This is a genomic window from Streptomyces sp. NBC_01707, assembly GCF_041438805.1.
Taxonomy (GTDB): domain Bacteria; phylum Actinomycetota; class Actinomycetes; order Streptomycetales; family Streptomycetaceae; genus Streptomyces.
Genome location: NZ_CP109190.1, coordinates 7,932,309 through 7,959,145, shown reverse-complemented (window position 1 = coordinate 7,959,145; position 26,837 = coordinate 7,932,309). Strand labels below are relative to the sequence as shown.

The window sequence follows — 26,837 nt, the reverse complement described above, 5'->3', positions numbered from 1 at the left end:
CGCTGCGTCAGTCCTTCGATCCGCGGGAGCTTCTGCCGCCGCGCTTCTTGGTCCTCGCGGACGGCACCGTACGGCCGACGATCACCGTGCGACGCGGCGCCCGGCGGGCCGGCTCGGCTTCCGGGGAGGTTCGGCGGCCGATGGCCTGCCGCACCCCGTAACCGAACGCGGCCACCTTGACCAGTGGTCCGCCGAAGGTCGATGCGACGGTGGTGGAGAGCGCCGAGGCGTTGGAGGTGACCTCCTGCACGTCCGTCGCGATCGCGTCGACCTTGTCGAGCTGGGTCTGCGCGGAGCGCACCGTCGCGGAAGCGTCGGCGAGCAGCGGAACGGCCTGTTCGGTCACTTCCGCCACGAGCTTGGTGGTTGCCCTGAGCGTCTGGGCCAGCCTCACCAGGACGACGGCGAGGAACGAGACCAGGATCGCCCAGAAGACGGCCACCAGGATCCCGGCCACCTCTCCACCGGACACGTTGCACCGCTCCCTGGCTTGTCGAATCGTCGTCTCCCGACCCTATCGCGCCGGGGGGCACGCCCCCTACCGCATTCGGGACGGGGGAGCGGAGTTGCACAAAGGAGATTGTACGGAGAGCTGCGGGGCCAGTACTCTGCGTATTCATGCGACGCTCCCAGCGCCCCTCCCCCGACGATTCCCCTGACGCTCCGAGCCCCGGCACCGGGGGCAATCTCCCGGCCGAGCTGAACCGATTCGTGGGACGTGACGAGGAGCTGGCCGACCTGGGCCGTCTGCTGACGGAATCGAGACTGGTCACCGTGGTCGGGGTGGGTGGCGTGGGGAAGACCCGGAGTGCCATCCGGGCCGCGGCTCTCGTGGAGAAACGGTACTGCGACGGGGTCTGGCTGGTGGAGCTGTCCGCCGTCCACGACCCCGGACTGCTGGAACATGCCGTGATCGATGCGCTGGGACTCACCGATCACACCAGCCGCCCGCCCCGCACGACACTCCTCGAACATCTCGCCGGACGCCGGATCCTGCTGGTGATCGACGGCTTCGAGCATCTTGTCGACGCCTGCGCCGAGTTGGTGTGCGCGCTGCTGCGCAGGGCTCCGCAGCTGCGGGTGCTGGCCGCCGGACGGCGGCCCCTGGAGCTGGACGGCGAGGTCACCTATCCGCTCGCGCCGATGGCCGTCGAGGACGCGGTGACGCTGTTCGCGGAACGGGCCGCGGCGGTGCGCCCGGAGTTCCGGCTGACGCAGGACAACCGCGGATCGGCGCGGGAGTTGTGCCGTCGGCTGGACGGGATTCCGCTCGCGCTGGAACTGGCCGCCGGACGGCTTCGCGCCCTGTCCACGGAACAGGTGCTGCAGCGTCTGGACGACCGCTTCCGACTGCTGACAGGCGCCGGGCGAAGCGCGCAGGCGCGCCACCAGACGCTCCGTACGGCCATCGGCTGGAGCCATGAACTGTGCGCCCCGGAGCAACGGCTGCTGTGGGCGCGGTTGTCGGTGTTCGCCGGGCAGTTCGATCTGGAGGCCGTCGAGTACATCTGCAGCAGCCCCGAGCTGCCGGCCGAGTCGGTGCTCGATGTGCTGACGGGACTGCTGGCGCAGTCCGTGGTGCTGCGCGAGGACTCGGCGGTGGGCACCCGCTACCGAATGCTGGACACGGTGCGCGAGTACGGCGCCGAGTGGCTGGCCGCCGCCGGCGACACGGACCGGCTGCGACGGCGCCACCGGGACTGGTTCCTGGGGCTGGCCACCTGGTGCGAGCTCGACTGGTTCAGCCCGCGGCAGGGCGAGGTCGCGGCCCGGGCCGAGAGCGAACTGCCCAATCTGCGCCGGGCGATGGAGTGTTCGCTGGAGTGCCCGGACGAGGCCCATCTCGCGCAGTACCTGGCGGGCACGCTCTGGTTCCTCTGGGTCGGCTGCGGGCGCCTCTCGGAGGGGCGCCACTGGCTGAACCACGTACTGGAGGAGGAGACGCCGTACGAACCCTCCCGGCTCAAGGCGCTGTGGGTGCTCGGGTACGTGGCCGTGCTGCAGGGGGACGCGGTCGGTGCGATCTCCGCGCTGCAGGAGTGCCGGGAGGAGGCGGACCGGACCGGTGACGCGGCGGCCCAGGCCTACGCGGTGCACCGCACGGGATGCCTGGCCCTCGTCACGGACGACATGGTCCGTGCGGAGGAGCTGTTGCGGGACGCCCTTGGGCGCTACCGGGACCTCGGCGAGCTGAACAGCAATGTGCTGATGGCCCAGATCGAACTGGCGATGGCGGTCGGGTTCCGCGGGGACCTGGAGGCCGCGGTGGAGATCTGCCGGGAGGTCAGGGAGGCCTGCGACGACCGCGGGGAGCGGTGGGCGCTCTCGTACGCGCTCTTCGTGCTGGCGTACGCGCAGCTGCAGCAGGGGCGGCCGGAGTGCGCCCGGGAGCTGCTCCGGGAGTCCCTGGCCATCGGCCACGCCTTCCATGACCTGCTCGGCTCCGTCCTTGCCCTGGAACTGCTGGCACTGGTCACGGCGGTCGAGGGGGACGCGGCGGAGGCGGCGGTGCTGCAGGGGGCCGCCGAGCGGATCTGGCCGTCGGTGGGGCTGCCGCTCTTCGGTTCGGTGTACTACGGAAGGCCGCGGGCGGAGTGTGAGCGGCTGGCGCGGCGGGAGCTGGGCGACGCACGGTACGAGTCGGGACGGCGGACGGGTGCGCAGCTGGATCCGGACGCAGCGGTGGCACGGGCGCTGGCGTGCCGGCCCGTGGACCGTCCGGGCGTGAAGGCACAGCGACGTGGTCCCGTACCCGCGCCGGACGGCAGAACGCGGAAGCCCGCCGCCTCCCCGACTTCGGGGAGGGGCGGGCCTGAGCGCTGGTGAGAGCGGCTACGCCTGGATCAGCGGGCGTAGTACTCGACGACGAGCTGCTCGTCGCAGATCACCGGGATCTCCTTGCGGTTCGGGTCCCGGTCCAGGCGGAAGGCCAGGGCCTTCAGGTTCACCTGCAGGTAGCGCGGGGTCTCGCCGTCGGGGGCGTAACCACCCTCGCGGGCCACCTGGAAGGGGTGCTTGTCGCGGCTGCGCTCGCGGACCATCACGATGTTGTCGGGACGGACGCGGAAGGACGGCTTGTCGACCTTGCGGCCGTCGACCTCGATGTGGCCGTGGACGACCATCTGACGGGCCTGGTAGATCGTGCGGGCGATGCCCGAACGCAGGACCAGCGCGTCGAGACGGCGCTCGAGCTCGACGACGAGCGCCTCGCCCGTCTTGCCCTCGGCCTTCTTGGCGCGGTCGTAGGCGCGCGCCATCTGGCGCTCGCTGATGTCGTACTGGGCGCGCAGACGCTGCTTCTCGAGCAGACGGACCTTGTAGTCCGAGTTCTGCTTGCGGCCACGGCCGTGCTCGCCCGGCGGGTAGGGGCGGGCCTCGAAGTACTTGACGGCCTTCGGCGTCAGGGCGATGCCGAGCGCACGAGACTTCTTGACCTTGGGACGCGACTGATTAGGCACGTTCTCCAGACCTCCGTTGTGGGTTAGGTTAGGCTCACCTTACTCAAGGAGATCGCATGTCTCGCCCTGGGAACACCACACACGTCACGGACAGCACTGACAGCGTCGACGCCATCGAGGGCGTCGATACGACGGAGGACCGATCAGATCGTGGTCAGCCGCGTCCCAGCGGGCTTGAAAACACTCGGATGCCGTCAGCAGCCGAGCGCACACGAACTCTCGTACAGAGTACCTGTTCGGCGGTACTGCTCATCCCCGGGCTGACCACAGTCGGTTTCGACCAGCTGGTGCCACTGGACCGCAGTGTGGGCCCCGAGGGCGATCTGTTCCTCGAGTTCCCCGCCGATTCCCCGGCCGTACGGGCCGCCACGCACGCCCAGGACGACGAGCTGACCGCCGTGTTGGAGATCACTGACGTCGCACCGGTCTCCGTACCCCACCGCATCCGTGGCCGCGGCTGGGTCTCCGGATGGCTCACCTCCGTACCGGGCATGGCCGGGCCCGGACGGATGATGCTGCGGCTGGAGACCGGTGAGGCGCACGTCGACGATCTGTGGGGCGCCCAGGACGTCGAGCCGGAGGAATTCCGGGACGCGGCCGCCGACCCGCTCGTCGCCCACGAGGCGGAACTCCTGCAGCATCTGCACGCGGCGCACTGCGAACAGGTGGCGCTGCTGTGCGGGCTGCTGGGAGAGCGGGCGGACAGCAGCTGCGCCGCCCACCGGCCCACGGTCGTGCCCGTCGCGCTCGACCGGTACGGGCTGCGGGTGCGCATCTGCGAGGCCGACGGGCGGTGCTTCGACGCACGCTTCGAATTCCCCGAACCGGTGCGCGACGTCACCGGACTGCGCCACGCGATGCACACGCTTTTCGAGGCGGCCGCTCGCTGAACGGGTGCCGCACCGTCCGGAGGAGGAGCGTCACGCGTCCGTCGCGTCGTCGGAACCCCCGCGGCCCAGCCGGCCGCGGACCCGGTCCACCACATCCGCATAGCGCGCCTCGGCGCCGTAACGGGTGGGCCGGTAGTAGCGCTTGTCGGCGACCGCGTCCGGGGCGTACTGCTGGGCTGCGATCCCGCCGGGGACGTCGTGCGGATAGACGTAGCCCTGCGCATGACCCAGTTTGGCGGCCCCCTTGTAGTGGCCGTCGCGCAGATGGGCCGGGACCGGACCCGCCAGGCCGTTGCGCACATCCTCCTGGGCGGCGGAGATCGCCAGCGTCGCCGCATTGGACTTGGGGGCGAGCGCCAGCGCGATCGTGGCATGGCTGAGGGTGAGCGCCGCCTCCGGGAAGCCGATCATGGCGACGGCCTGGGCGGCGGCGACCGCTGTGGGCAGCGCTGTCGGGTCGGCGAGGCCGATGTCCTCGCTGGCGGAGATCATCAGCCGCCGGGCGATGAACCGCGGGTCCTCCCCCGCCTCGATCATCCGGGCCAGGTAGTGCAGCGCCGCGTCCACGTCGGAGCCACGGATCGACTTGATCAGCGCACTCGCCACGTCGTAGTGCTGGTCGCCGTCCCGGTCGTACTTCACGGCGGCCCGGTCGACGGTCGCCTCGACCGTCTGGAGGGTGACCTCCTTCTCCTGCATGGCGAGGGCCGCACCGGCCGCGGCCTCCAGCGCCGTCAGCGCGCGGCGCGCGTCACCGCCCGCGATGCGCAGCAGATGGGCCTCGGCGTCCTCGGGCAGTGTGACCGCGCCACCGAGGCCGTGCTCGGCGGTCAGGGCGCGGCGCATCAGGGCGCGCAGATCGTCGTCGGTGAGCGACTCGAGGGTCAGGAGCAGCGAGCGCGACAGGAGCGGCGAGATGATCGAGAAGTACGGGTTCTCGGTCGTCGCGGCGATGAGTGTCACCCAGCGGTTCTCCACCGCCGGCAGCAGCGAGTCCTGCTGGGCCTTGGAGAAGCGGTGGATCTCGTCGAGGAAGAGGACGGTCTCCTTGCCGTAGCCACCGGTGGCGCGGCGGGCGCTCTCGATGACGGCCCGCACTTCCTTGACCCCCGCGGTGATCGCGGAGAGCTCGACGAAGCGCTTGTTGGTGGCCTTGCTGACCACGTACGCCAGAGTCGTCTTGCCGATGCCGGGCGGGCCCCAGAGGATCACCGACGACGGGCCGGCGGGGCCGCCGCCCCCTTCGCCGACGAGGCGGCGCAGCGGCGAGCCCGGCTTCAGCAGATGCTGCTGGCCGACGACCTCGTCGAGGCTACGAGGACGCATCCGGACAGCTAGGGGGCTGCTGGACGGGTCCTTCTCCTGGCGGTCTTCGGCGGCTGCGGTAAAGAGGTCGGGCTCCACGTTTTGCAGCCTATGTCACGGCACTGACAGCCCGGCCGGGCCGGTGCCCGCTCCCGGCACCGCCGGTCAGCTGGTCCAGAAGTCCCACCAGCGGGTCAGGATCAGCATGCCGATGATGCCCACCCAGAGGACCGGCGGCACCCAGTGGAACTCAGTCAGTCCGTTGCGCAGCCAGTTCGGCGCGGGCACGATCCGGTGCTTGATGTTGTGCGTGGTGACGTAGCAGAACATGAAGATCGTCGCGACCCAGGCCAGGCAGCACCACAGGCAGAGCGAGTTGATGTTGTACAGCGACTGGTACTGCAGCCAGGTGCAGAAGCCGACGCCGAACAGTGTGCCCGCGTTGAGGCCGAGCCAGTACCAGCTGCGGAAACGGGCGCCGGCGAGCAGGGCCAGGCCGATCCCGATGACGACGGAGTAGGTGGCGAGTCCCAGCATCGGGTTCGGGAACCCGAAGACGGACGCCTGCTCGCTCTTCATGATGTTGCCGCACGAGACCACGGGGTTGAGGCTGCAGCCCGGGGTGAAGCTGGGGTCCTCGAGCAGCTTGAACTTGTCGATCGTGATCACCCAGGCGGCGAGGAGACCGGCGGCACCGGTGATCACCAGCAGCAGTGCGAACGCGCGGCTGCCGCCGATGGTCCTCTTCCGGCCGTCCTCGTCCTGTTCCGAGGAGGGATGGTCAACCGCTGCAGTCGTCATATCGCCGTTCCATCAGTGAGTGGCCTGCTGGGCATGGTCATTGTGCCGCACCACCTCATCTGCCATCCGTTCGATGGACATAAAGGTGTGCGGAGAGACGCACGCACGGGCGGCAGAAAACACGCGGCTTTCGCGAACCGGTCCCCGCCATGACCGAACCGGCGAGGACCGTAAAGGGGCTGCCCAGGCGTTTCAGGCACTGCTGACGGCGGGCAGCCACGCCGGTGCGCCGCCCCGGCTCCCACCGCGGACCGCCGTCCTCCCGGTTCGGTCCCGTCCGCAGGATGAACCGGCTGCTGCGGAGTTGACGGCACGGGGGCGGTAACGCGCTGTGCCCGCCCGGCGGACCGGGCGGGCACAGTCGGAGACGGTGGATCAGGCCAGCTTCTGCCGGACCTCGGCGACCAGCGCGTCGAGCGCGACCGCCTGCTGCTCGCCCGACTCCATGTCCTTCAGCTGGACCACGCCCTCGGCGAGATCACGTTCGCCCGCGACGACGGTGAAGCGGGCGCCGGAGCGGTTGGCGCTCTTCATCGCACCCTTGAGGCCGCGGCCGCCGAACGCGAAGTCGGCGGCGACGCCCACTCGGCGCAACTCCGTCACCTTGGCGAACAGCACCCGCCGGGCCTCCTCACCGAGCGGCACCGCGAAGACGCTGGTGGACGAGGGCAGTTCGAGCTCGATGCCCTCGGCCTCCAGGGCGAGCACCGTACGGTCCACGCCGAGCGCCCAGCCGACCGACGGGAGCGCCGGGCCACCGATCATCTCGGACAGGCCGTCGTAGCGGCCGCCGCCCCCGACCGCGGACTGCGAGCCGAGTCCGTCGTGGACGAACTCGAAGGTGGTGCGGGTGTAGTAGTCGAGGCCGCGGACGAGCTTCTCGTCGTCCTCGTACACCACACCCGCGGCGGTCAGCAGATCGCGGACCTCCTCGTGGTACGCCTTGCACGCGTCGCACAGGTAGTCGCGCAGGACCGGCGCGCCGACCAGCTGCTTCTGCACCTCGGGGCGCTTGTCGTCGAGCACCCGCAGCGGGTTGAGGTCGATGCGGCGGCGGGTGTCGTCGTCCAGGTCGAGCTCGCGCAGGAACTCCTGGAGCGCGTCCCGGTAGACGGGACGGCACTCCTTGTCGCCCAGCGAGTTCAACAGGATCCGGAAATTCTGCAGGCCCAGCGTGCGGTACGCCTGGTCGGCCAGGATGATCAGCTCGGCGTCCAGTGCCGGGTCCTCGGCACCGATCGCCTCGGCACCGACCTGCGAGAAGTGCCGGTAGCGGCCCTTCTGCGGGCGCTCGTAGCGGTAGTACGAGCCGGAGTACCAGAGCTTGACCGGCAGGTTGCCGAGCTTGTGGAGGTTGGCCTCCAGAGCGGCGCGCAGCACGGACGCGGTGCCCTCGGGGCGCAGCGCCAGCTCGGAGCCGCCCTTGGTGGTGAGGGTGTACATCTCCTTGCTCACGATGTCGGTGGACTCACCGACTCCGCGCGAGAAGAGCGCGACGTCCTCGAAGCCGGGCGTCTCGATGTAGCCGTAGCCGGAGTTCTTCAGCGGTGCGGAGAGCGCCTCGCGCACCGCGAGGTACTTCGCGGAGTCGGGCGGGGTCAGGTCGTACGTGCCCTTGGGGGCCTTGAAGGTGCTCACGGTTCTAACTCTCGTCACATTCCTCGTCGGGGCGCTGCCAGTCCGTGCAGATACGGGTTCGAGGCGCGCTCGCGGCCGATGGTCGTCTGGGGGCCGTGACCGGACAGCACCACGGTCGAGTCGTCGAGCGGCAGGCACACACGGGCCAGCGACTCGAGCATCTCGGCGTGGTCGCCGCCGGGCAGGTCGGTGCGTCCGACGGAGCCGGCGAAGAGCAGGTCACCCGAGAAGAGGACCTGCGGCACATCCGCGGCCTCGGGCATCCTGAACGTCACCGACCCCCTGGTATGGCCGGGCGCGTGCGCGACACCGAACTCCAGACCGGCCAGCAACAGCTGGGCACCGTCGCTCAGCTCCTTGACGTCGTCCGGCTCCCCCACCGTCAGCTCGCCCATGAGCGGCATCCCGATGGAGCGGCCGAGGCCCTTCTCCGGGTCGCTCATCATGTACCGGTCCTCGGGGTGGATCCAGGCGGGGACGTCGTGCGCGCCGCACACCGGGACGACCGAGGCGACATGGTCGATGTGCCCGTGGGTGAGCACTACGGCGACCGGCTTCAGCCGATGCTTCTTCAGCGCGTCCTCGACTCCCTGGGTGGCCTGGTGGCCCGGGTCGATGATCACGCACTCCTCACCGGCGGCGGGGGCGACCACATAGCAATTGGTCCCCCAGGCCCCGGCGGGGAACCCGGCAATGAGCACGATCGTCCTTAATGGTCGTCCGACGGAGAGGTGCGGCCGACTGCGGCTGAGAAGGTCGCGGCAGTTCAGAGCCTACCGGCGCTCCTCATTCCACAGCTAACCCATATACGGTACGGGGCAACCCAGGCCCGATCACGACGTACAAGGAGATCACCCGGTGGTCAGCAGCGATCAGCGGCGGCGGCAGCTCGCCAGGGAGAAGTTCGAGCGGCAGCAGCAGCGCCGGGAGGAGGCCCGCCGCAGGACCAGGCAACTCACCGTCGTCATCGCGTCCGCGCTGGCCGTGGTGGCCGTCGTCGGAGTCACCGCGTTCGTCTCCCTCGGCGGCGACGACAAGGACAAGAACGACGCGGCGTCGAGCACCAGCGCGTCCCCCTCGCCCTCGCCCTCGGCGAGCGAGAGCAGTGCGCCCGAGCCCGCGATGAAGATCGACAAGAAGTCGAAGTACACGATGTCGCTCAAGACGAGCCAGGGCGACATCGCGTTCACGATGGACGCGGCGAAGACCCCGCACACGACGAACTCGTTCAAGTCGCTCGCGGACAAGGGCTTCTTCGACGGCACGAAGTGTCACCGGCTCACCACGCAGGGCATCTACGTCCTGCAGTGCGGTGATCCCAAGGGCGACGGCACGGGCGGCCCGGGCTACACGATCCCGGACGAGAACCTGACCGCGCTGGGCAAGGCGGGCAAGGACGGCACGGTGACGTACCCGGCGGGCACCGTGGCGATGGCCAACACCGGTCAGGCGCACACCGGCGGCAGCCAGTTCTTCCTGGTGTACAAGGACAGCAAACTGCCGCCGACCTACACGCCGTTCGGCACGATGGACGCCGCTTCGCTCAAGGCCGTGAAGGCGGTCGGGACCGCCGGTGTCACCGGTGGCGCGGCCGACGGTGCCCCGAAGAAGGCCGTCACCATCTCGAAGGCGGCCGTCGACAAGGCCTGAACCGACCGGGGCGGCCGGCCCGGCGAGTCCGGTCCGGCCGTCGTGGTGCGGGCCGAAGAATTCGGCCGCGCTGAGTGCGGACAGCCGGGCGGCCGGTCGCCTAGATTGGCGTTGTGCAGGGCGGGCGCGCAGCCCGCCCCAGGAAACTGTGGACGATGCCAGGGGGGCGAACCCTCTCACAGGCATCAGGTGGAGGAGGCGCTGTGAGCAGCGACCCGTGGGGCCGCGTCGACGAGACGGGCACCGTGTACGTGCGTACAGCCGATGGCGAGCAGGTGGTCGGATCGTGGCAGGCCGGCTCACCCGAGGAGGCTCTGGCCTACTTCGAGCGCAAGTACGAGGGCATCGTGGTCGAGATCGGCCTCCTCGAACGGCGGGTGAAGACCACCGACCTGTCGGCGAAGGACGCGACGACCGCCATCGAGCATCTGCGCCAGCAGGTCGACGAGCATCACGCCGTCGGTGACCTCGACGCGTTGCGCAAGCGCCTGGACGCGCTGGTCGCGACGGTCGAGTCCCGCCGCGAGGAGCGCAAGGTCCAGAAGGCGAAGCAGACCGACGAGGCGAAGCACGCCAAGGAGGCGCTGGTCGTCGAGGCCGAGGAGCTGGCGCAGAGCGAGCAGTGGCGCTCCGCGGGCGAGCGGCTGCGGGCGCTCGTCGACACGTGGAAGGGCCTGCCGCGGCTCGACCGCAAGTCGGACGACGAGCTGTGGCACCGCTTCTCGCACGCGCGCTCGGCGTTCTCCAAGCGCCGCAAGGCGCACTTCGCCTCGCTGGACGCCCAGCGCGAGGAGGCCCGCAAGGCCAAGGAGAAGCTGGTCGTCGAGGCAGAGGCGCTGTCCGGTTCCACCGACTGGGGTACGACGGCCGCGCGCTACCGCGATCTCATGACGGAGTGGAAGGCGGCGGGCCGCGCCCAGCGCGAGGCCGAGGACGATCTGTGGAACCGCTTCCGCGGTGCGCAGGACGTCTTCTTCGCCGCCCGCGGCGAGGTCTTCGCCGAGCGGGACGCGGAGCAGGGCGAGAACCTCAAGTTGAAGGAGGAGCTCGCGGTCGAGGCCGAGAAGCTGGTGCCGGTGAAGGACCTGAAGGCGGCCAGGGCCGCGTTCCGTGCCATCAACGAGCGCTGGGAGGCCATCGGCCACGTGCCGCGTGACGCCCGCCCGAAGATCGAGGGGCGGATGCAGGCGGTGGAGCGGGCGCTCCAGGAGGCCGAGGAGTCCGAGTGGCGCCGGACCAACCCGGAGGCGCGTGCGCGCGCCGAGGGTCTGACCGGTCAGCTGCAGGCTGCCGTGGACAAGCTGCGTACGCAGATCGACACGGCGCGCGCCGCGGGCAACAACGCCCGGGCCGACAAGCTGGCCCGTGAGCTGGAGGGCCGCCAGGCGCTGCTGGACCAGGCGCTGAAGGGCCTGGAGGAGTTCGGCGGCTGAACACCGCACACGAGGAAGGGGGCTCCCGTACATGACGTACGGGAGCCCCCTTCCTCGTGTGCGTGCCGGGTGCGCCTACGGCCTGCGGGCCGAGGTCACGCGGTAGACGTCGTAGACGCCCTCCACGCCCCGTACGGCCTTCAGGACATGTCCGAGGTGCTTCGGGTCACCCATCTCGAAGGTGAAGCGCGAGGTGGCCACCCGGTCCCGCGAGGTCTGCACGGCCGCGGACAGGATGTTGACGTGCTGGTCGGACAGGACGCGTGTGACGTCCGAGAGCAGCCGCGACCGGTCCAGCGCCTCGACCTGGATGGCGACCAGGAAGACCGAGGACTGGGTGGGTGCCCATTCGACCTCGAGGATCCGCTCCGGCTGCTGCGACAGCGAGTCGACGTTGACGCAGTCGGCGCGGTGCACGGAGACGCCGCTGCCGCGGGTGACGAAGCCGATGATCGGGTCGCCGGGGACAGGCGTACAGCAACGGGCCAGTTTGACCCAGACGTCCTCGACGCCCTTGACGACCACACCCGGGTCGGCGTTGGAGCGGCGCTTGTGGCGGCTGCGGGACGGCGGCGAGCTCTCCGCGAGGTCCTCGTTGGCGGCGTCCTCCCCGCCGAGCGCCTGCACCAGCTTCTGCACGACGCCTGCGGCCGCGACATGGCCCTCGCCGATCGCCGCATACAGCGACGAGATGTCGGGGTATCGCATCTCGTGGGCGAGCGTGACCAGCGAGTCGCCGGTCAGGATCCGCTGGATCGGCAGGTTCTGCTTGCGCATGGCGCGCGCGATGGAGTCCTTGCCCTGCTCGATCGCCTCGTCGCGGCGCTCCTTGGAGAACCAGGCGCGGATCTTGTTCCGGGCGCGCGGCGACTTGACGAAGCCGAGCCAGTCCCGGGACGGTCCCGCGCCGGCCGCCTTGGAGGTGAAGACCTCCACCAGGTCGCCGTTGTCGAGGGTCGATTCGAGCGGCACGAGCCGCCCGTTGACGCGTGCTCCTATGGTCCGGTGGCCGACCTCCGTGTGCACGGCGTACGCGAAGTCGACCGGTGTCGCACCCGCGGGGAGCGCTATGACGTCGCCCTTCGGCGTGAAGACGAAGACCTCGTTGCGGGAGAGGTCGAAGCGCAGGGAGTCCAGGAACTCGCTCGGGTCCTCGGTCTCCTTCTGCCAGTCCAGGAGCTGGCGCAGCCACGCCATGTCGTTGACGGTGTCCTGGCCGCGGCCGGTGTTCTTCGGTACGTCCGTACGGACCTTGGAGGCGCCCGCGACGGCCTCCTGCTTGTACTTCCAGTGCGCGGCGATGCCGTACTCGGCGCGGCGGTGCATGTCGAAGGTGCGGATCTGCAGCTCGACGGGCTTGCCGCTGGGACCGATCACCGTGGTGTGCAGCGACTGGTACATGTTGAACTTGGGCATCGCGATGTAGTCCTTGAACCGGCCGGGGACCGGATTCCATCGCGCGTGCACGGTGCCGAGTGCCGCATAACAGTCGCGAACGGTGTCGACGAGGACGCGGATGCCCACCAGGTCGTAGATCTCGGCGAAATCCCGGCCCCGCACGATCATCTTCTGGTAGACGCTGTAGTAGTGCTTCGGGCGTCCGGTGACGGTGGCCTTGATCCGGGCAGCGCGCAGGTCGGCCTGGACCTCGTCGGTCACTATGGCGAGGTACTCGTCACGCTTCGGCGCCCGCTCGGCGACGAGGCGGACGATCTCGTCGTACATCTTGGGGTAGAGGATCGCGAAGGCGAGGTCCTCCAGTTCCCACTTGATGGTGTTCATGCCCAGGCGGTGTGCCAGCGGCGCGTAGATCTCCAGCGTCTCGCGGGCCTTCTTCTCCTGCTTCTCCCGCTTGAGATAGCGCATGGTGCGCATGTTGTGCAGCCGGTCGGCGAGCTTGATGACGAGGACCCGGGGGTCCTTGGCCATGGCGACGACCATCTTGCGTACGGTCTCGGCCTGCGCGGCCTCGCCGAACTTGACCTTGTCGAGCTTGGTCACGCCGTCGACGAGCAGCGCGACCTGGTCACCGAAGTCGCGGCGCAGCGTGTCGAGGCCGTACTCGGTGTCCTCGACCGTGTCGTGCAACAGGCCCGCCATCAGCGTCGCCGGGTCCATGCCGAGTTCGGCGAGGATCGTCGTGACGGCTAGCGGGTGCGTGATGTACGGGTCGCCGCTCTTGCGCTTCTGGCCGCGGTGCCAGCGCTCGGCGACCTGGTAGGCACGCTCGATCTGACGCAGCGTGGACGTCTCGATCTTGGGGTCGTTGCTGCGGACGGCACGCAGCAGCGGTTCGAGAACCGGGTTGTACGGGCTGGAGCGCTGCACCCCGAGCCGGGCGAGCCTGGCCCGTACCCGGTTGGAGGAGCCGCCGGAACGAGCCACGGCGCCGGCCGGTGCCACCGGCTTGACGGCGGGCTTGGCCGGGGGCTTCGGGGCTGTCGGCGCCGGCGAGAGCGGGGCGGGCCGGTCGGCGGACCCGTTCGCCTTGATGGGTGCCTGCGCCGCGCTGCGCACGGGCTCGGGGGCCGGGGGCTTCGGCTTCTCCTTCGCCGCGGGCTGCTTCTTCTCGGGCGTGGCTGGGACCGCCGCGGGCTTGTCGGGCTGCGGGGCGGCGACTGGCTGGGCCTCGTCTGGCAAGAGCGCTCCTCGTGCGGATCCGGACACCCGGAAAGGCCATCGTATCGACCCTGCGGCCGGAGCTCCCCCGGGGACGGTGAGACCTTTGACAACGCGGGACGGGCACCCGGCTGTTCCCGGGTGCCCGTCCTGCGTGTGTGACTGAACCGTCCGCGTACGGCCCGCTACCGCGGGCGACGCTCAGATCGTGATCAGAGCCTCCAGCGGGGCGCCTTCGAGCCCCTGCGCCAGCCGGGCCCGGCCGGCGAGGAAGCCGAGCTCCATGAGGACCGCGACGCCCGCGACCTGGGCACCGGCCCGCCGGATCAGCTCCAGCGAGGCCTCGGCGGTGCCGCCGGTGGCGAGGACGTCGTCGATGACCATGATCCGGTCGTCGGGAGCGAGGTCCTCGGCGTGGATCTCGATCTGCGCGGTGCCGTACTCCAGCTCGTACGCCTGGCTGAGCGTGGCTCCGGGCAGCTTCCCGGCCTTGCGGACGGGTACGAAACCTAGCCCGGCCCGGACCGCGACCGGCGCTGCCAGGATGAAGCCGCGCGCCTCCAGACCGACGATCTTCGTGGCGCCGTGCCGGACGCACAGCTCCGCGAGGGAGTCGGTGAGAGCCGTGAACGCCACCGGGTCCGCGAGCAGCGGGGTGATGTCCTTGAACATCACTCCCGGCTTCGGGTAGTCCGCCACATCACGGATCCGGCTGAGCAGCAGTTCCCTGACGCTCTCGGTGGTGCTGGTCATCAGCGCTTCCCCGGGGTCCGGCCGTGGCCCCTGGGCTGCTGGCGCTGGCCGACCACCGCAGCGGTGGGTGCGGCGTCCACGTGGACGTCGTCGTCGTGCGACTGCTCGTCCTCGGCTGACTCGCCCTTGGCGGCGGCTGCCGCGCGCTTGGCGAGAATCCGCTTCTTCAGCGCCTTCATCTGCGGCTCGCGTTCCTTGAGGTCGGCGACCAGCGGGGTGGCGATGAAGATCGAGGAGTACGCACCGGCGGCGAGGCCGACGAAGAGCGACAGCGAGATGTCGTTCAGCATGCCTGCGCCGAGGACACCGCCACCGATGAACAGCAGACCGGCGACGGGCAGCAGCGCCACGACGGTCGTGTTGATGGAACGGACCAGCGTGCCGTTGATCGAGCGGTTGGCGATCTCGCTGTACGTCCAGCGGGTCTGCTTGGTGATCCCCTTCGTGCCCTCCTTGAGGCTGTCGAAGACGACGACCGTGTCGTACAACGAGTAACCGAGGATGGTCAGCAGACCGATCACGGTGCCGGGGGTGACCTCGAAGCCGACCAGGGCGTAGATACCCACCGTGATCGTGATGTCGTGGATCAGCGCGACCAGGGCCGCGATCGCCATCCGCCACTCGAACGCGATGGCCAGGTAGATCACCACGAGGATCATGAAGACGCCGAGGCCGGTCCAGGCCTTGTTGGCGATCTGCTCACCCCAGCTGGGGCCGACCAAGTCGGCGTTGATCTTCTCCTCGGGGACCTTGAGGTCCTTGGAGAGATCCGCCTTGATCGCGTCGGACTTCGCCAGGTCGACCTCGGTGATCTGAATACGCAGACCGCCGTTGCCGAGCTTCTGGACGATCGCCTGGTGGCCGGAGGCGGTGACCGCGGACTCCTCCGCCTGGGCGACCGAGGCGCTGGTCGACGGAGTGGTGAAGACCGCGCCGCCCTTGAACTCGATCCCCATGTTGAGGCCGCTGACCGCCAGGGCGACGACAGCCGTGATGGTGATCAGGATCGAGATGCCGTACCAGATCTTGCGCTTACCGATGAAGTCGTAACCGACCTCGCCGCGGTAGAGCCGGGAGCCGAGACTGCCGAGTCGCGACATCTCACGCCTCCTTCGGGTCGGTGGGGGCGTTTACACGACGCGTGCGGCGCAGCGGCGGCTTGGCGCCGAGCCGCTTCGGGTCCAGGCCGGACCACGGGTGACCGCCGGAGAAGAACTTCGTACGGGCCATCAGCGTCATGACGGGCTTGGTGAAGAGGAACACCACGACCACGTCGAGCAGGGTGGTGAGACCCAGCGTGAAGGCGAAGCCCTGGACCTTGCCGACGGTGACGATGAAGAGCACCGCGGCGGCGAGGAACGACACGAAGTCGGAGACCAGGATGGTGCGCCGGGCGCGCGGCCAGGCACGCTCGACGGCCGGACGCAGCGTGCGGCCCTCGCGGATCTCGTCCCGGATGCGTTCGAAGTACACGATGAACGAGTCCGCGGTGATACCGATCGCCACGATGGCGCCACAGACCGCGGGGAGGTTCAGCGCGAAGCCGATGGCCGGGCCGAGCAGCGACATGAGCGTGTAGGTCAGGATGCCGGAGACCATGAGGCTCAGGAGCGCGATGAACGCAAGGCCGCGGTAGTAGGCGACCAGGTAGATGACGACCAGGGCCAGACCGATGGCACCGGCGATCAGCCCCGCCTGGAGCTGCTCACCGCCGAGCGCGGCGGTGACGGTGGTGACCGTGTCCTCGTCGAAGGACAGCGGGAGCGCACCGTACGACAGCACGTTCGCCAGGTCCTGGGCGGACTGCTGGGTGAAGCTGCCGGAGATCTCGGCGCTGCCGCTGAGCGTCTCGTTCACCTGGGGCGCCGAGACGACCTCGCCGTCGAGCGCGATGGCGAACTGGTTCATCGGCGACTGCTGCTGCGACAGCTTTGAGGTGATCTGCTGGAACTTCTTCGAACCCTTGTCGGTGAAGTCCATCTGCACGATCCACATGCCGCGCTGCTGGTCGATCGTGGCCTTGGCGCTGTCCACGTCCGTACCGGAGACCTCGGCCGGGCCGAGGACGTACTTGGCGTCACCCTCGGAGCTGCACGCGATCGTGGTGTCGGTGGGCTTCGCGTTGGCACCGGCCTTCGCACGGCCGGCCTTGGTGGAGCAGTCCAGCGCGGCAAACCGCTTCTGGAGCGCGGCGGTGGCCGGGTCGACCGAGGCCGAAGGGCTCGCGGACGCCTTCGGCGACCCGGAGGCGCTGGCGGTCGGACTGGGCGACGTGTCCTTCGTCAGGGCACCGGTGACCGCGCGACCCTGGGTGGTGGCGCTGGTCGACGGGGTGGCCTTCGAACCCGAGGCCGTCTCCTTGTCGCTGGGCGAGACGCTCGGCTTGGCCGAACCGGATGCCGAGGGGCTGGCGGTGTCGGTGGGCGTCGCCTGGCCTGCGGTTACGGTCAGCACGGGCCGGAAGTAGAGCTGGGCGGTCGTACCGACCTGTTCCCGGGCCTGCTTCGAGTTCGTCCCCTTGGGGATGTTGACGATGATGTTGTCCCGGCCCTGGGTCTGGACCTCGGCCTCCGAGACACCCAGACCATTGACACGGCGTTCGATGATGCTGACCGCGGTGTCCATGTTGGTCGGGTTGATCGCGTCGGGCTTACCGGGCTGGCTCTTCGCCTTGAGCGTGATCGACGTGCCGCCCGCCAGGTCGATACCCAGCCGAGGCGTGGTGTGACCGGACAAGAACATCCCGCCGGTGAGCGCGACCATGGCGATCAGGATCAGAGCCAGGGCACGCCCCGGCCTGCCCTGGCCGCCGGACGACCCTCGGCCCTTCTTCGGTGCTGCCACCTTCTCGTTTCTCCCTGTCCAACCGCCCCGCGCCGGGTACGCGCCCGAGCGGCCACGAAGTGTTGTGGGGACCTGCCCCCGCAGAAGACCGCACGTTCCGGGGGATGCCGGACGCCGGTAGGCTCACAGCATCCCCCGGGTCATGCCCTACTTCGCGTCGGCCTCGCCGTCGGCCTTCTCATCGGCCTTGGCGTCCTTCGGCTCGACGTCGTCGGCCTCGGTCTTCTTGCCCAGGTCGATCTTGGCATCGGCCGAGGAGTCCGCGTCGGCCTCGACGGGCTCGTCGGCGTCGGCCGCCTCGGTCAGCGAGGAGGCGTCGTCCGGCACGATCGCGCCGTCGATGTCGTCGCCGTCACCGTGGACGATCCGGTTGTACTCCGCGTCGTCGAGGACGGCGCCGATCGCGTTCTTGGCGTAGATGGCGTGGACGCCGGGTGCGACCTCAAGGACAACCGTGTCGTCGTGCAGCTCCTTGACGGTGGCGTACATGCCCCCGATCGTCCGGACGCCGGTGCCGGGCTGCATGTCGTTGCGCATCTGCGCGGCGGCAGCCTGCTTCTTCTTGGCGGACCGGGTCATCAGGAACATGGCCCCGATGAGCACGATGAAGGGGAGGAGAGTCACGGGATTCACGGGACGAGTTTCCTTCGCACGACCGCGCTGAAATGCGGCCTGATCTACGGGGGTGGGTACGCCGCCCTGTACGGACGGCATCGGCGGAGTCTAAGCGAGTCCGCATCGATGGAACAACGCCCAGCATGGCACCGTGGTTCCTCATCTGGGGCAACCTGTGACGCATCACGCCCCAAAAAGACCCTGTTGTCCATTTCCACCATGAGACGGAGGGACGAGGCCCAGGTGGGTCCAGGCCGCCGGGGTGGCGACCCGGCCCCTCGGCGTCCTGGCCAGCAGCCCTTCCCGTACCAGGAACGGCTCCGCGACCTCCTCGACCGTCTCGCGCTCCTCCCCCACGGCCACTGCGAGGGTGGACAGGCCGACCGGGCCGCCGCCGAAGAGCTTCAGCAGCGCTCCGAGCACCGCCCGGTCCAGCCGGTCCAGGCCCCTGGCGTCGACCTCGTACACCCTGAGGGCCGCGGCGGCGACGGTGCGGTCGATCCGGCCGTCCGCCTTGACCTGGGCGTAGTCACGGACACGGCGCAGCAGGCGGTTGGCGATACGGGGCGTGCCTCGGGAACGGCCGGCGATCTCGGCGGCGCCGTCCGCGTCTATCGCGACGTCGAGGAGGCGGGCCGAGCGGTGGACGACACGTTCCAGTTCGGCGGGGGCGTAGAACTCCATGTGGCCGGTGAAGCCGAAACGGTCGCGCAGCGGGGGCGGCAGGAGTCCGGCCCGGGTGGTGGCGCCGACCAGGGTGAAGGGCGGCAGCTCCAGCGGGATGGCCGTGGCGCCGGGCCCCTTGCCGACGATGACGTCGACCCGGAAGTCCTCCATCGCCATGTAGAGCATCTCTTCGGCGGGCCGTGACATGCGGTGGATCTCGTCGAGGAAGAGGACCTCGCCCTCCTGGAGGGAGGAGAGGATCGCGGCGAGGTCGCCCGCGTGCTGGATGGCGGGACCGGAGGTGATCCGGATCGGGGCGCCCATCTCGGCAGCGATGATCATGGAGAGGGTGGTCTTGCCGAGGCCGGGGGCACCGGAGAGCAGGACGTGGTCGGCGGTGGCACCACGGGCGAGGGCCGCCTTCAGGACCAGGTCCAGCTGTTCGCGCACCTTCTCCTGGCCGACGAACTCGTCGAGGTCCTTCGGCCGCAGGGCGGCTTCGACCGCGGTGTCCTCGCCGTCGGCGCCTGCGTCGACGAGGCGCTCGTCGAGCCGCTCGTCGGTGTCGGGTCCGGTGTCGTCCCAGTTCATTCGGTCAGTCCCGCCTCGGGTGTTTCGGTGCCGGGCCGTGCGATGCCCGTGCGTCGGGGTGTCGCGTGCGGTCAGCGTGCGCGGTTGAGGGTCTGCAGTGCGGCGCGCAGCAGCTGCGGTACGGGCGGCTGGCCGCCCTCGGCGAGGGCCGCCTCGGCCTGCGGGGCTACGGCGGAGACCGCTTCGTCGGCCTCACGGCTCGCGTAGCCGAGACCGATCAGGGCGGCATGCAGCTGGTCGCGCCAGGAGGCGGAGACGGCGGCGCCGATCCCCTGCCTGCCGATGTGGGCGCCGACGGGCTCGCCGAGCCTGTCCTTCAGCTCGAGAAGGAGTTTCTGCGCGCCCTTCTTGCCGATGCCGGGGACAGCGGTGAGCGCCTTCTCGTCTCCGGCGGAGACGGCGAGGCGCAGGGCGTCCGGGCTGTGCACCGCCAGCATCGCCTGGGCGAGCCTCGGGCCGACGCCGCTGGCGGTCTGCAGGAGCTCGAAGACCTGCCGCTGGTCGTCGTCGGCGAAGCCGTAGAGCGTCAGCGAGTCCTCCCGCACGACGAGCGAGGTGGCCAGCCTGGCCTCCTGACCGATCCGCAGGTCGGCGAGGGTGTGGGGGCTGCACTGGACGGCCATGCCGATGCCACCGACCTCGATCACGGCCGTGGTCGGGGCGAGTGCGGCGACGGGGCCGCTGACGAAGGCGATCATCGGGGGACCTTCCGGACGGGAACTGCGGGAGTACGGGGGACGCGCGGTGTGCGGGCCGCCGCGGCGGCCTCATGCGCCTGCTGGAGGCGGTTGACGGCCGGGGCCCGCCATATGTGACAGATGGCGAGCGCCAGCGCGTCGGCGGCGTCAGCGGGCTTCGGCGGGGCGTCGAGCCTCAGCAGCCGGGTGACCATTGCGCCGACCTGCGCCTTGTCGGCGCGGCCGCTGCCGGTGACGGCGGCCTTGACCTCACTGGGGGTGTGCAGGGCGACGGGGATGCCGCGGCGGGAGGCGCAGAGCATGGCAACCGCACTGGCCTGCGCGGTGCCCATCACCGTTCGGACGTTGTGCTGGCTGAACACCCGCTCCACGGCGACGAATTCGGGACGGTGCTCGTCGAGCCACTCCTCGATGCCTCGTTCGATGGCGACCAGCCGGTGGCCGAGTTCCGCATCGGCCGGGGTGCGCACGACGCCGACCCCGAGCATCGTCAGCGGGCGGCCCGCGACCCCTTCGACGACTCCGACGCCGCACCGGGTCAGCCCCGGGTCCACGCCCAGCACCCGCATGAAGCGCCCCCTCTGCCGATCGGTCAACTGTTCCCGCAGGCTATCGGCTCGCACTGACAATGCGACGGGCCGACGGGGTGTGTCCCCGCCGGCCCGCGCTGAAGGCTGTGCTGAGTGCGCCTCAGGCGTCGACCTTCTCCATGACCTCGTCCGAGACGTCGAAGTTGGCGAATACGTTCTGCACGTCGTCGCTGTCCTCCAGCGCGTCGATCAGCTTGAAGATCTTGCGCGCGCCTTCCTCGTCCAGCTCGACCTGCATGGTGGGCAGGAAGTTGGCCTCGGCGGAGTCGTAGTCGATGCCGGCCTGCTGGAGCGCGGTACGGACCGCGACCATGTCGGTGGCCTCGCTGACGACCTCGTAGGACTCACCGAGGTCGTTGACCTCCTCGGCGCCCGCGTCGAGCACCGCACCGAGGACGTCGTCCTCGGTCAGCTCACCCTTGGGGACGATGACGACGCCCTTGCGGTTGAAGAGGTACGAGACCGAACCCGGGTCGGCCATCGAACCGCCGTTGCGGGTCATCGCGACCCGTACGTCGGAGGCGGCACGGTTGCGGTTGTCGGTGAGGCACTCGATGAGCACCGCGACACCGTTCGGGCCGTAACCCTCGTACATGATCGTCTGGTAGTCGACGCCGCCCGCTTCGAGACCGCCACCGCGCTTGACCGCGGAGTCGATGTTCTTGTTCGGGACGGAGCTCTTCTTGGCCTTCTGGATCGCATCGACGAGGGTCGGGTTGCCCTCGGGGTCCACACCGCCGGTGCGGGCCGCGACCTCGATGTTCTTGATCAGCTTCGCGAAGAGCTTGCCGCGCTTGGCGTCAATCACGGCCTTCTTGTGCTTCGTCGTAGCCCATTTAGAGTGGCCGGACATCTGCCTGTCTCCTTCGCGTCACCAATTTCTTAACGAACCCGAGAGATCCTACCGGGATCGAGTCAGCGGACTGCGCGCACCATGTCGACGAAGAGCGCGTGAACTCGGTGGTCCCCGGTCAGTTCCGGGTGAAATGACGTCGCCAGGGCGTTTCCCTGCCGTACGGCGACGATGTGACCACCGTGCTCGGCCACGACCTGGGCCTGCGCGCCGACCGACTCCACCCAGGGGGCCCGGATGAAGACGCCTTCGACCGGACCACCGTCGATCCCGGTGACCTCGACAGCCGCCTCGAAGGACTCGTTCTGCCGCCCGAAAGCATTACGGCGCACGATCATGTCGATGCCGCCGACGGTCTCCTGGCCCGAGCGAGGGTCGAGGATCTTGTCCGCCAGCAGGATCATTCCCGCGCAGGTGCCGTAGACCGGCATCCCCGCACGCACCCGCTCGCGCAGCGGTTCCAGCATGCCGAACAGGACGGCCAGCTTGGACATGGTGGTGGACTCACCACCGGGTATGACCAGACCGTCGACCTCGGCGAGCTCCTCGGGGCGCCGGATCGGCCTGGCCAGGGCATCGGCCGAGGCCAGGGCGATCAGGTGCTCCCGTACGTCGCCCTGAAGAGCCAGGACTCCGATCACAGGGGTGTCGCTCATCAGTGACTACCAGCCGCGGTTGGCGTAGCGCTCGGTCTCGGGCAGCGTGTCGCAGTTGATGCCGACCATGGCCTCGCCCAGGTTGCGGGAGGCATCCGCGATGATCTTCGGGTCGTCGTAGAAGGTGGTGGCCTTCACGATGGCGGCGGCACGCTTGGCCGGGTCGCCGGACTTGAAGATGCCGGAGCCGACGAAGACGCCCTCGGCGCCGAGCTGGCGCATCAGCGCGGCGTCGGCCGGGGTGGCGACGCCACCGGCGGAGAACAGGACGACGGGCAGCTTGCCGAGCTCGGCGACCTCCTTGACCAGCTCGTACGGGGCGCGGAGCTCCTTGGCTGCGGCGTACAGCTCGTTGTTGTCGTAGCCACGCAGCCGGGCGATCTCGTTCTTGATCTGGCGCAGGTGGCGGACCGCCTCGACGACGTTGCCCGTGCCGGCCTCGCCCTTCGAGCGGATCATTGCCGCACCCTCGGCGATACGGCGCAGCGCCTCACCCAGGTTCGTGGCGCCGCAGACGAACGGCGTGGTGAAAGCGAACTTGTCGCTGTGGTTGACCTCGTCGGCCGGGGTGAGGACCTCGGACTCGTCGATGTAGTCGACGCCGAGGGACTGCAGGACCTGCGCCTCGACGAAGTGGCCGATGCGGGACTTCGCCATCACCGGGATGGAGACGGCCTCGATGATCTCTTCGATCATGTTCGGGTCGGACATCCGGGCCACGCCGCCGTCCTTGCGGATGTCGGCGGGCACCCGCTCGAGCGCCATGACGGCCACGGCGCCCGCGTCCTCGGCGATCTTCGCCTGCTCGGCGTTGACGACGTCCATGATCACGCCGCCCTTGAGCTGCTCGGCCATGCCGCGCTTGACGCGCGCGGTGCCGGTCGCCGGGGAGTCGGTGGACTGCGGGGTGGTGGGAAGCGTGGACACGGATCGACCTCACTCGGAGAAAAAGATGCTGATGGTGCTCTCTGGTGCTCTGCTGAGCAAACTCCTCGTGACCAGTCCACAGCAAGGGCCAATGGCAGGCCGGTGGATCGTTTTGGCGGCGTACGGCCGCATACGGGATGGACGGCGCGTCTCCGCCGAGGAGGAGCGTGGGGCCCCGGCCGGCACCGGTGACGGTGGTCCTTGCGGGACGACAGCGTCGCGTGACGGGCCCGGGGGCGGCCGTCGTCCCGTCAGCTGACCGGGCGGTCCGCCAGCGCGACCGGCGGCTCGTCGTCCATCTCGAAGGCCAAGGGGAACGGTGCGTGTCCGGCCAGCCGGAACCAGCGCACCGTGCGGTGCCTGCGCAGCGCACGCGCCGCGCGCACCGCGTCGTTGTGGAACCGCCGCGCCATCGGGACCCGTCGCACCGCCGCGGCCAGCTCGGACGCGGCATCCTCGCCGCCGGGGATCTCCTTCACGGCCTCCACCTGGGCCGGCTCGCCGAACACCGCCCGCAGCGCGGTGCTGAGCTCGCTCTCCGCGACCTCGCGGTGCTCCTCCTCCGACTGCCGGGCGGCGTGCGCGGCCTCGTACAGCACGATGGACGCGGCCGGGTCGAGGACACCGGAGGTGGCCAGTTCCTGGGTGACCGAGGCACGGCGCAGCAGTTGTGCGTCGAGGGCGGCGCGGGCGGCGTCGATCCGCGTGTGCAGCCGGTCCAGCCGTCCGGCGGTCCAGCTGAGGTACAGGCCGATCGCGACGATCGCGACGGCGATCCAGATGAGGGTTTCGGTCACGGGCCGCAAGGCTACCGTCGGCCGCGCGCACCCCGGCCCTCCGGCCCGCACCCCGGCCCGGGACGCAGCCTCGGACCGTGGTCCTCGATCGCTCCGGTCGGGCCCTGGCCGGACGGCCCCGGGATGCCGGGGCGTGCGGTCCACCGCCCCGGTCCGGACCGCACGAAACCCGGACAGCCCTTGGCCGGCCGGCCCGGAACAGGACCGTCCGGCTTCAGGAGCGGGCCAGCCCGAACCGGGCCCGCAGGCCCGTGCGTTCGTCCGTCGCCACCGATGCGGCCCCGTCCGTCACCGTCTCGTACACCGCGAGGATGTCCGCCGCCACCGTCGACCAGTCGAACCGCCGCACATGCGCGCCGCCCCGTTCGCTCAGCTCCGCGCGCCGCGCAGGATCGCCGAGCAGCCGGATCGCCGCCGCCGCCAGCGCGTCCGCGTCCTCGTTGGCGAACAGCTCGCCCGCCGCGCCCTGGTCCAGCACCTGGGCGAACGCATCCAGATCGCTGGCGAGCACCGGCGCACCCGCCGACATCGCCTCGACCAGAATGATCCCGAAGCTCTCGCCGCCCGTGTTGGGAGCCACGTACACGTCGACACTGCGCAGCAGCCGTGCCTTGTCCTCGTCGCTCACCATGCCGAGGAATTCGACGCGCTCACGCATCTCCGCGGGCAGCGAGGCGACGGCCTCCTCCTCGTCGCCCCGGCCGGCCACCAGCAGCCTGGTGTCCGGGCGGGCGGCGAGGATCGCGGGCAGTGCCCTCATCAGGACGGGCAGACCCTTGCGTGGCTCGTCGATGCGCCCGATGAAGCCGATCGTCCCGCCCTGCCATTCGGGCTTGGGCTCGGCCTTGTCGAAGAAGCCGACATCGACCCCGTTCGGAATGACCACCGCGTCACCGCCGAGATGCTCGACCAGGGTCCGGCGCGCGTACTCGCTCACCGCGATGCGCGCACTGATCTTCTCCAGCGCGGGCTGCAGGATCGGGTACGCGGCGATCATCGCCCGGGAGCGCGGGTTGGAGGTGTGGAACGTGGCCACGATCGGCCCCTGCGCGGCCCAGCAGGTGAGCAGCCCCAGCGACGGCGAGGTCGGCTCATGGATGTGGATCACGTCGAAGGTGCCGTCGTGGAGCCAGCGACGCACCCGCGCAGCGGAGAGGAATCCGAAGTTCAGCCGGGCGACGGAGCCGTTGTACGGGACGGGCACGGCCCGGCCCGCGGACACCACGTACGGCGGCAGCGGCGTCTCGTCGTCCGCGGGGGCCAGCACCGACACCTGGTGACCGAGGCGGATCAGGTGCTCGGCCAGGTCGCGGATATGGAACTGCACACCGCCCGGTACGTCCCAGGAGTACGGGCAGACGATGCCGATCTTCACGGCTGCTCCTCCCTGGGTTCGAGGTCGGCGAGCCAGAGCCGCTGCAGCATGTGCCAATCCTCCGGGTGCTCCGCGATTCCGACGGCGAAGGCATCGGCCAGCGCCTGTGTCATCACAGACGTCTTGTCGGTACGCGTACCTGACTCGGGTACCTCGACGGCCGGGTGGATCCGCGCCTTCATCACCGGGGTCCCGTCGTACCGGAGCGTCACGGGCAGCAGCAGCGCACCGGTCTGCTGGGCCAGCAGCGCGGGGCCGGCAGGCATCCGCGCCGTGTCGCCGAAGAACGTCACCTCGACACCGGATGCGGACAGGTCGCGGTCGGAGACCAGACAGACCAGGCCGCCGTCGCGCAGGCGCCGTGCCAGGGTGCCGAAGGCGGACCCGCCGGTGTGCGGCAGTACCTCCATGCCGAGCCCCTCGCGGTAGGCGACGAAACGGTCGTACAGCGATTCGGGCTTCAGCCGCTCGGCGACCGTGGTGAACGGCACCTTCATATCGGTGGTGACCCAGGCCCCGGCAAGGTCCCAGTTGGCCAGGTGGGGCAGGGCGAGGATCACACCGCGTCCGGCGTCGAGACCGTCGGTCAGCCGGTGGGCGTCCGCCACGTCTATGCCGGCCTTGATCCGCTCCGGACTCCACGTCGGCAGGCGGAACGACTCCATCCAGTAGCGCATGTACGAGCGCATCCCGGCCCTGGAGAGCTCGGCCAGCCGGGCCGGGCTCGCGTCCGGCACCACCCTCGCCAGGTTCGACTCCAGCCGCAGCACACTCTTGCCGCGCCGCCTCCACACCTGGTCGGCGAGGGTACGGAAGAGGGCCTGGGCGACCGGCTCGGGGAGCTTCTTGACCGCGCCCCAGCCGAGCCCGTACAGACCGTCGGTCAGCCGGTCCTTCAGCCCTGGCTTCGACTCCCCCCGGGCGTCGCTCACTGTGCGGCCTCGCTCCCCCGGTCCGCCGCCGCGGCGGCCGCGTCGGCCTCCGCGGACTCGCGGCGCACGGTCACCACCCGCTGCACGAGCGTCACCAGACTGCCGACGGCGACGATCCACAGCGCGATCGGCAGCAGGATGTCGATCCCCGGCACACCGAACTTGTGGAACCCGGCCAGCCCGGCCGCCACCAGCGAGATGACCAGCCGCTCGGCACGTTCGACCAGACCGTTGACCGCGACCGGCAGGCCGATCGATTCGCCGCGGGCCTTCGTGTACGAGACCACCTGGCCGCTCGCCAGGCAGAAGATCGCCACGGCGCAGAGCACGTTGTCGTCGCCGTTGCCCGCGTACCAGAGCGCGAACCCACCGAAGATCGCCCCGTCGGCGACCCGGTCCAGCGTCGAGTCCAGGAACGCGCCCCAGCGGCTGGAGATTCCGGCCTGCCGGGCCATGTTCCCGTCGACGAGGTCGGAGAAGACGAAGATCGTGATGACGATCGTGCCCCAGAAGAACTCACCCATGGGGAAGAAGACCAGCGCACCTGCCATCACTCCGGCCGTACCGATGAGCGTGACCGCGTCAGGGCTCACGCCGAGACGGAGCAGCAGTGCGGCGAACGGTGTGAGGACACGCGTAAAAAATGCACGCGCGTACTTGTTCAGCATGGCCTTCCCGAGGGGTCGGTGGGCCGTGCGGCCCCTTCGGCCACCGGCTGGCCCATCGTAGTCACCCGTCCAGGGGTC

The 26,837-nt window shown here is 69.9% G+C and carries 25 protein-coding genes; 4 read left to right on the top strand and 21 right to left on the bottom strand.

Annotated features, from left to right (window positions below):
- Window positions 1-7: 7 nt before the first annotated feature.
- Window positions 8-457 carry a DUF948 domain-containing protein gene (locus OG963_RS35685; protein ID WP_093775345.1) on the bottom strand — a complete coding sequence of 150 codons (450 nt, stop codon included), beginning with the start codon at window positions 455-457 and terminating at the stop codon, window positions 8-10.
- Between the two features lie 161 nt (window positions 458-618).
- Here OG963_RS35685 and OG963_RS35680 point away from each other — a divergent pair, with 161 nt between their 5' ends.
- Window positions 619-2,826 carry an AAA family ATPase gene (locus tag OG963_RS35680; RefSeq protein WP_093775522.1) on the top strand — a complete coding sequence of 736 codons (2,208 nt, stop codon included), beginning with the start codon at window positions 619-621 and terminating at the stop codon, window positions 2,824-2,826.
- A 17-nt stretch (window positions 2,827-2,843) separates the two neighbouring features.
- Here the strand turns inward: OG963_RS35680 and rpsD are convergent, their stop codons facing one another.
- A complete protein-coding gene (rpsD, locus tag OG963_RS35675) occupies window positions 2,844-3,458 on the bottom strand; it encodes a 30S ribosomal protein S4 (RefSeq protein WP_030918857.1) in 615 nt (204 codons plus the stop codon).
- A gap of 188 nt (window positions 3,459-3,646) precedes the next feature.
- Between rpsD and OG963_RS35670 the strand changes: the two genes are divergently transcribed.
- Window positions 3,647-4,348, top strand: a complete 702-nt coding sequence (locus OG963_RS35670; protein ID WP_107441118.1) for a DUF2470 domain-containing protein — start codon at window positions 3,647-3,649, stop codon at window positions 4,346-4,348.
- A 30-nt stretch (window positions 4,349-4,378) separates the two neighbouring features.
- Here OG963_RS35670 and OG963_RS35665 read toward each other — a convergent pair whose 3' ends face one another.
- The 4 genes from OG963_RS35665 to OG963_RS35650 form a co-directional block, all read right to left on the bottom strand.
- Window positions 4,379-5,752 (bottom strand): replication-associated recombination protein A, encoded by a 1,374-nt coding sequence (locus tag OG963_RS35665; RefSeq protein WP_030918852.1) that lies wholly within the window; start codon window positions 5,750-5,752, stop codon window positions 4,379-4,381.
- A gap of 66 nt (window positions 5,753-5,818) precedes the next feature.
- Entirely contained in the window at window positions 5,819-6,454 is a 636-nt protein-coding gene (locus OG963_RS35660; RefSeq protein WP_371799827.1) for a vitamin K epoxide reductase family protein, read from the bottom strand.
- A gap of 375 nt (window positions 6,455-6,829) precedes the next feature.
- A complete protein-coding gene (gene hisS, locus OG963_RS35655; RefSeq protein WP_319325446.1) occupies window positions 6,830-8,092 on the bottom strand; it encodes a histidine--tRNA ligase in 1,263 nt (420 codons plus the stop codon).
- A gap of 14 nt (window positions 8,093-8,106) precedes the next feature.
- Window positions 8,107-8,793: an MBL fold metallo-hydrolase gene (locus OG963_RS35650; protein ID WP_093775341.1), complete on the bottom strand. Its 687-nt coding sequence runs from the start codon at window positions 8,791-8,793 to the stop codon at window positions 8,107-8,109.
- A 157-nt stretch (window positions 8,794-8,950) separates the two neighbouring features.
- Between OG963_RS35650 and OG963_RS35645 the strand changes: the two genes are divergently transcribed.
- Together OG963_RS35645 and OG963_RS35640 are read left to right on the top strand one after the other, a co-directional pair.
- A complete protein-coding gene (locus tag OG963_RS35645; protein WP_093775339.1) occupies window positions 8,951-9,742 on the top strand; it encodes a peptidylprolyl isomerase in 792 nt (263 codons plus the stop codon).
- 203 nt (window positions 9,743-9,945) lie between these two features.
- Window positions 9,946-11,175: a DUF349 domain-containing protein gene (locus OG963_RS35640; RefSeq protein ID WP_030918837.1), complete on the top strand. Its 1,230-nt coding sequence runs from the start codon at window positions 9,946-9,948 to the stop codon at window positions 11,173-11,175.
- A 75-nt stretch (window positions 11,176-11,250) separates the two neighbouring features.
- Here the strand turns inward: OG963_RS35640 and OG963_RS35635 are convergent, their stop codons facing one another.
- The 15 genes from OG963_RS35635 to pgsA all read right to left on the bottom strand — a co-directional run bounded on the left by OG963_RS35635 (window position 11,251) and on the right by pgsA (window position 26,759).
- Window positions 11,251-13,815, bottom strand: coding sequence for a bifunctional (p)ppGpp synthetase/guanosine-3',5'-bis(diphosphate) 3'-pyrophosphohydrolase (locus OG963_RS35635; protein WP_093775337.1), 2,565 nt, complete (start codon window positions 13,813-13,815; stop codon window positions 11,251-11,253).
- A gap of 180 nt (window positions 13,816-13,995) precedes the next feature.
- Window positions 13,996-14,547 carry an adenine phosphoribosyltransferase gene (locus OG963_RS35630; protein ID WP_093775335.1) on the bottom strand — a complete coding sequence of 184 codons (552 nt, stop codon included), beginning with the start codon at window positions 14,545-14,547 and terminating at the stop codon, window positions 13,996-13,998.
- Window positions 14,547-15,647: a protein translocase subunit SecF gene (gene secF / locus OG963_RS35625; protein WP_093775334.1), complete on the bottom strand. Its 1,101-nt coding sequence runs from the start codon at window positions 15,645-15,647 to the stop codon at window positions 14,547-14,549. The genes OG963_RS35630 and secF overlap by 1 nt, the downstream gene beginning before the upstream one ends.
- Window position 15,648: 1 nt before the next feature.
- On the bottom strand, window positions 15,649-17,391 hold the full coding sequence (gene secD, locus OG963_RS35620) for a protein translocase subunit SecD (protein WP_371799826.1): 1,743 nt from the start codon (window positions 17,389-17,391) through the stop codon (window positions 15,649-15,651).
- A gap of 147 nt (window positions 17,392-17,538) precedes the next feature.
- Window positions 17,539-18,024: a preprotein translocase subunit YajC gene (gene yajC, locus OG963_RS35615; protein ID WP_093775331.1), complete on the bottom strand. Its 486-nt coding sequence runs from the start codon at window positions 18,022-18,024 to the stop codon at window positions 17,539-17,541.
- Window positions 18,025-18,189: 165 nt separating this feature from the next.
- Window positions 18,190-19,263, bottom strand: a complete 1,074-nt coding sequence (ruvB, locus tag OG963_RS35610; protein ID WP_030918820.1) for a Holliday junction branch migration DNA helicase RuvB — start codon at window positions 19,261-19,263, stop codon at window positions 18,190-18,192.
- Window positions 19,264-19,334: 71 nt separating this feature from the next.
- Entirely contained in the window at window positions 19,335-19,961 is a 627-nt protein-coding gene (ruvA, locus tag OG963_RS35605) for a Holliday junction branch migration protein RuvA (protein ID WP_093775329.1), read from the bottom strand.
- A complete protein-coding gene (gene ruvC / locus OG963_RS35600) occupies window positions 19,958-20,530 on the bottom strand; it encodes a crossover junction endodeoxyribonuclease RuvC (protein WP_319737837.1) in 573 nt (190 codons plus the stop codon). The genes ruvA and ruvC overlap by 4 nt, the downstream gene beginning before the upstream one ends.
- A gap of 121 nt (window positions 20,531-20,651) precedes the next feature.
- Window positions 20,652-21,404, bottom strand: coding sequence for a YebC/PmpR family DNA-binding transcriptional regulator (locus OG963_RS35595; RefSeq protein ID WP_030918812.1), 753 nt, complete (start codon window positions 21,402-21,404; stop codon window positions 20,652-20,654).
- Between the two features lie 62 nt (window positions 21,405-21,466).
- Window positions 21,467-22,060: a pyridoxal 5'-phosphate synthase glutaminase subunit PdxT gene (gene pdxT / locus OG963_RS35590; RefSeq protein ID WP_030918809.1), complete on the bottom strand. Its 594-nt coding sequence runs from the start codon at window positions 22,058-22,060 to the stop codon at window positions 21,467-21,469.
- A 6-nt stretch (window positions 22,061-22,066) separates the two neighbouring features.
- Complete coding sequence (pdxS, locus tag OG963_RS35585) at window positions 22,067-22,987, bottom strand: pyridoxal 5'-phosphate synthase lyase subunit PdxS (RefSeq protein ID WP_030968722.1); 921 nt, start codon at window positions 22,985-22,987, stop codon at window positions 22,067-22,069.
- Between the two features lie 251 nt (window positions 22,988-23,238).
- On the bottom strand, window positions 23,239-23,784 hold the full coding sequence (locus OG963_RS35580; protein ID WP_030918801.1) for a hypothetical protein: 546 nt from the start codon (window positions 23,782-23,784) through the stop codon (window positions 23,239-23,241).
- A gap of 214 nt (window positions 23,785-23,998) precedes the next feature.
- The gene (locus OG963_RS35575) at window positions 23,999-25,159 is read right to left on the bottom strand and encodes a glycosyltransferase family 4 protein (RefSeq protein ID WP_093775327.1); all 1,161 of its coding nucleotides are present in this window, start codon (window positions 25,157-25,159) and stop codon (window positions 23,999-24,001) included.
- Window positions 25,156-26,091 carry a phosphatidylinositol mannoside acyltransferase gene (locus tag OG963_RS35570; protein ID WP_093775325.1) on the bottom strand — a complete coding sequence of 312 codons (936 nt, stop codon included), beginning with the start codon at window positions 26,089-26,091 and terminating at the stop codon, window positions 25,156-25,158. Before OG963_RS35570 ends, OG963_RS35575 begins: the two co-directional genes overlap by 4 nt.
- Window positions 26,088-26,759, bottom strand: coding sequence for a phosphatidylinositol phosphate synthase (gene pgsA / locus OG963_RS35565; RefSeq protein ID WP_030918784.1), 672 nt, complete (start codon window positions 26,757-26,759; stop codon window positions 26,088-26,090). Before pgsA ends, OG963_RS35570 begins: the two co-directional genes overlap by 4 nt.
- Window positions 26,760-26,837: the final 78 nt, after the last annotated feature.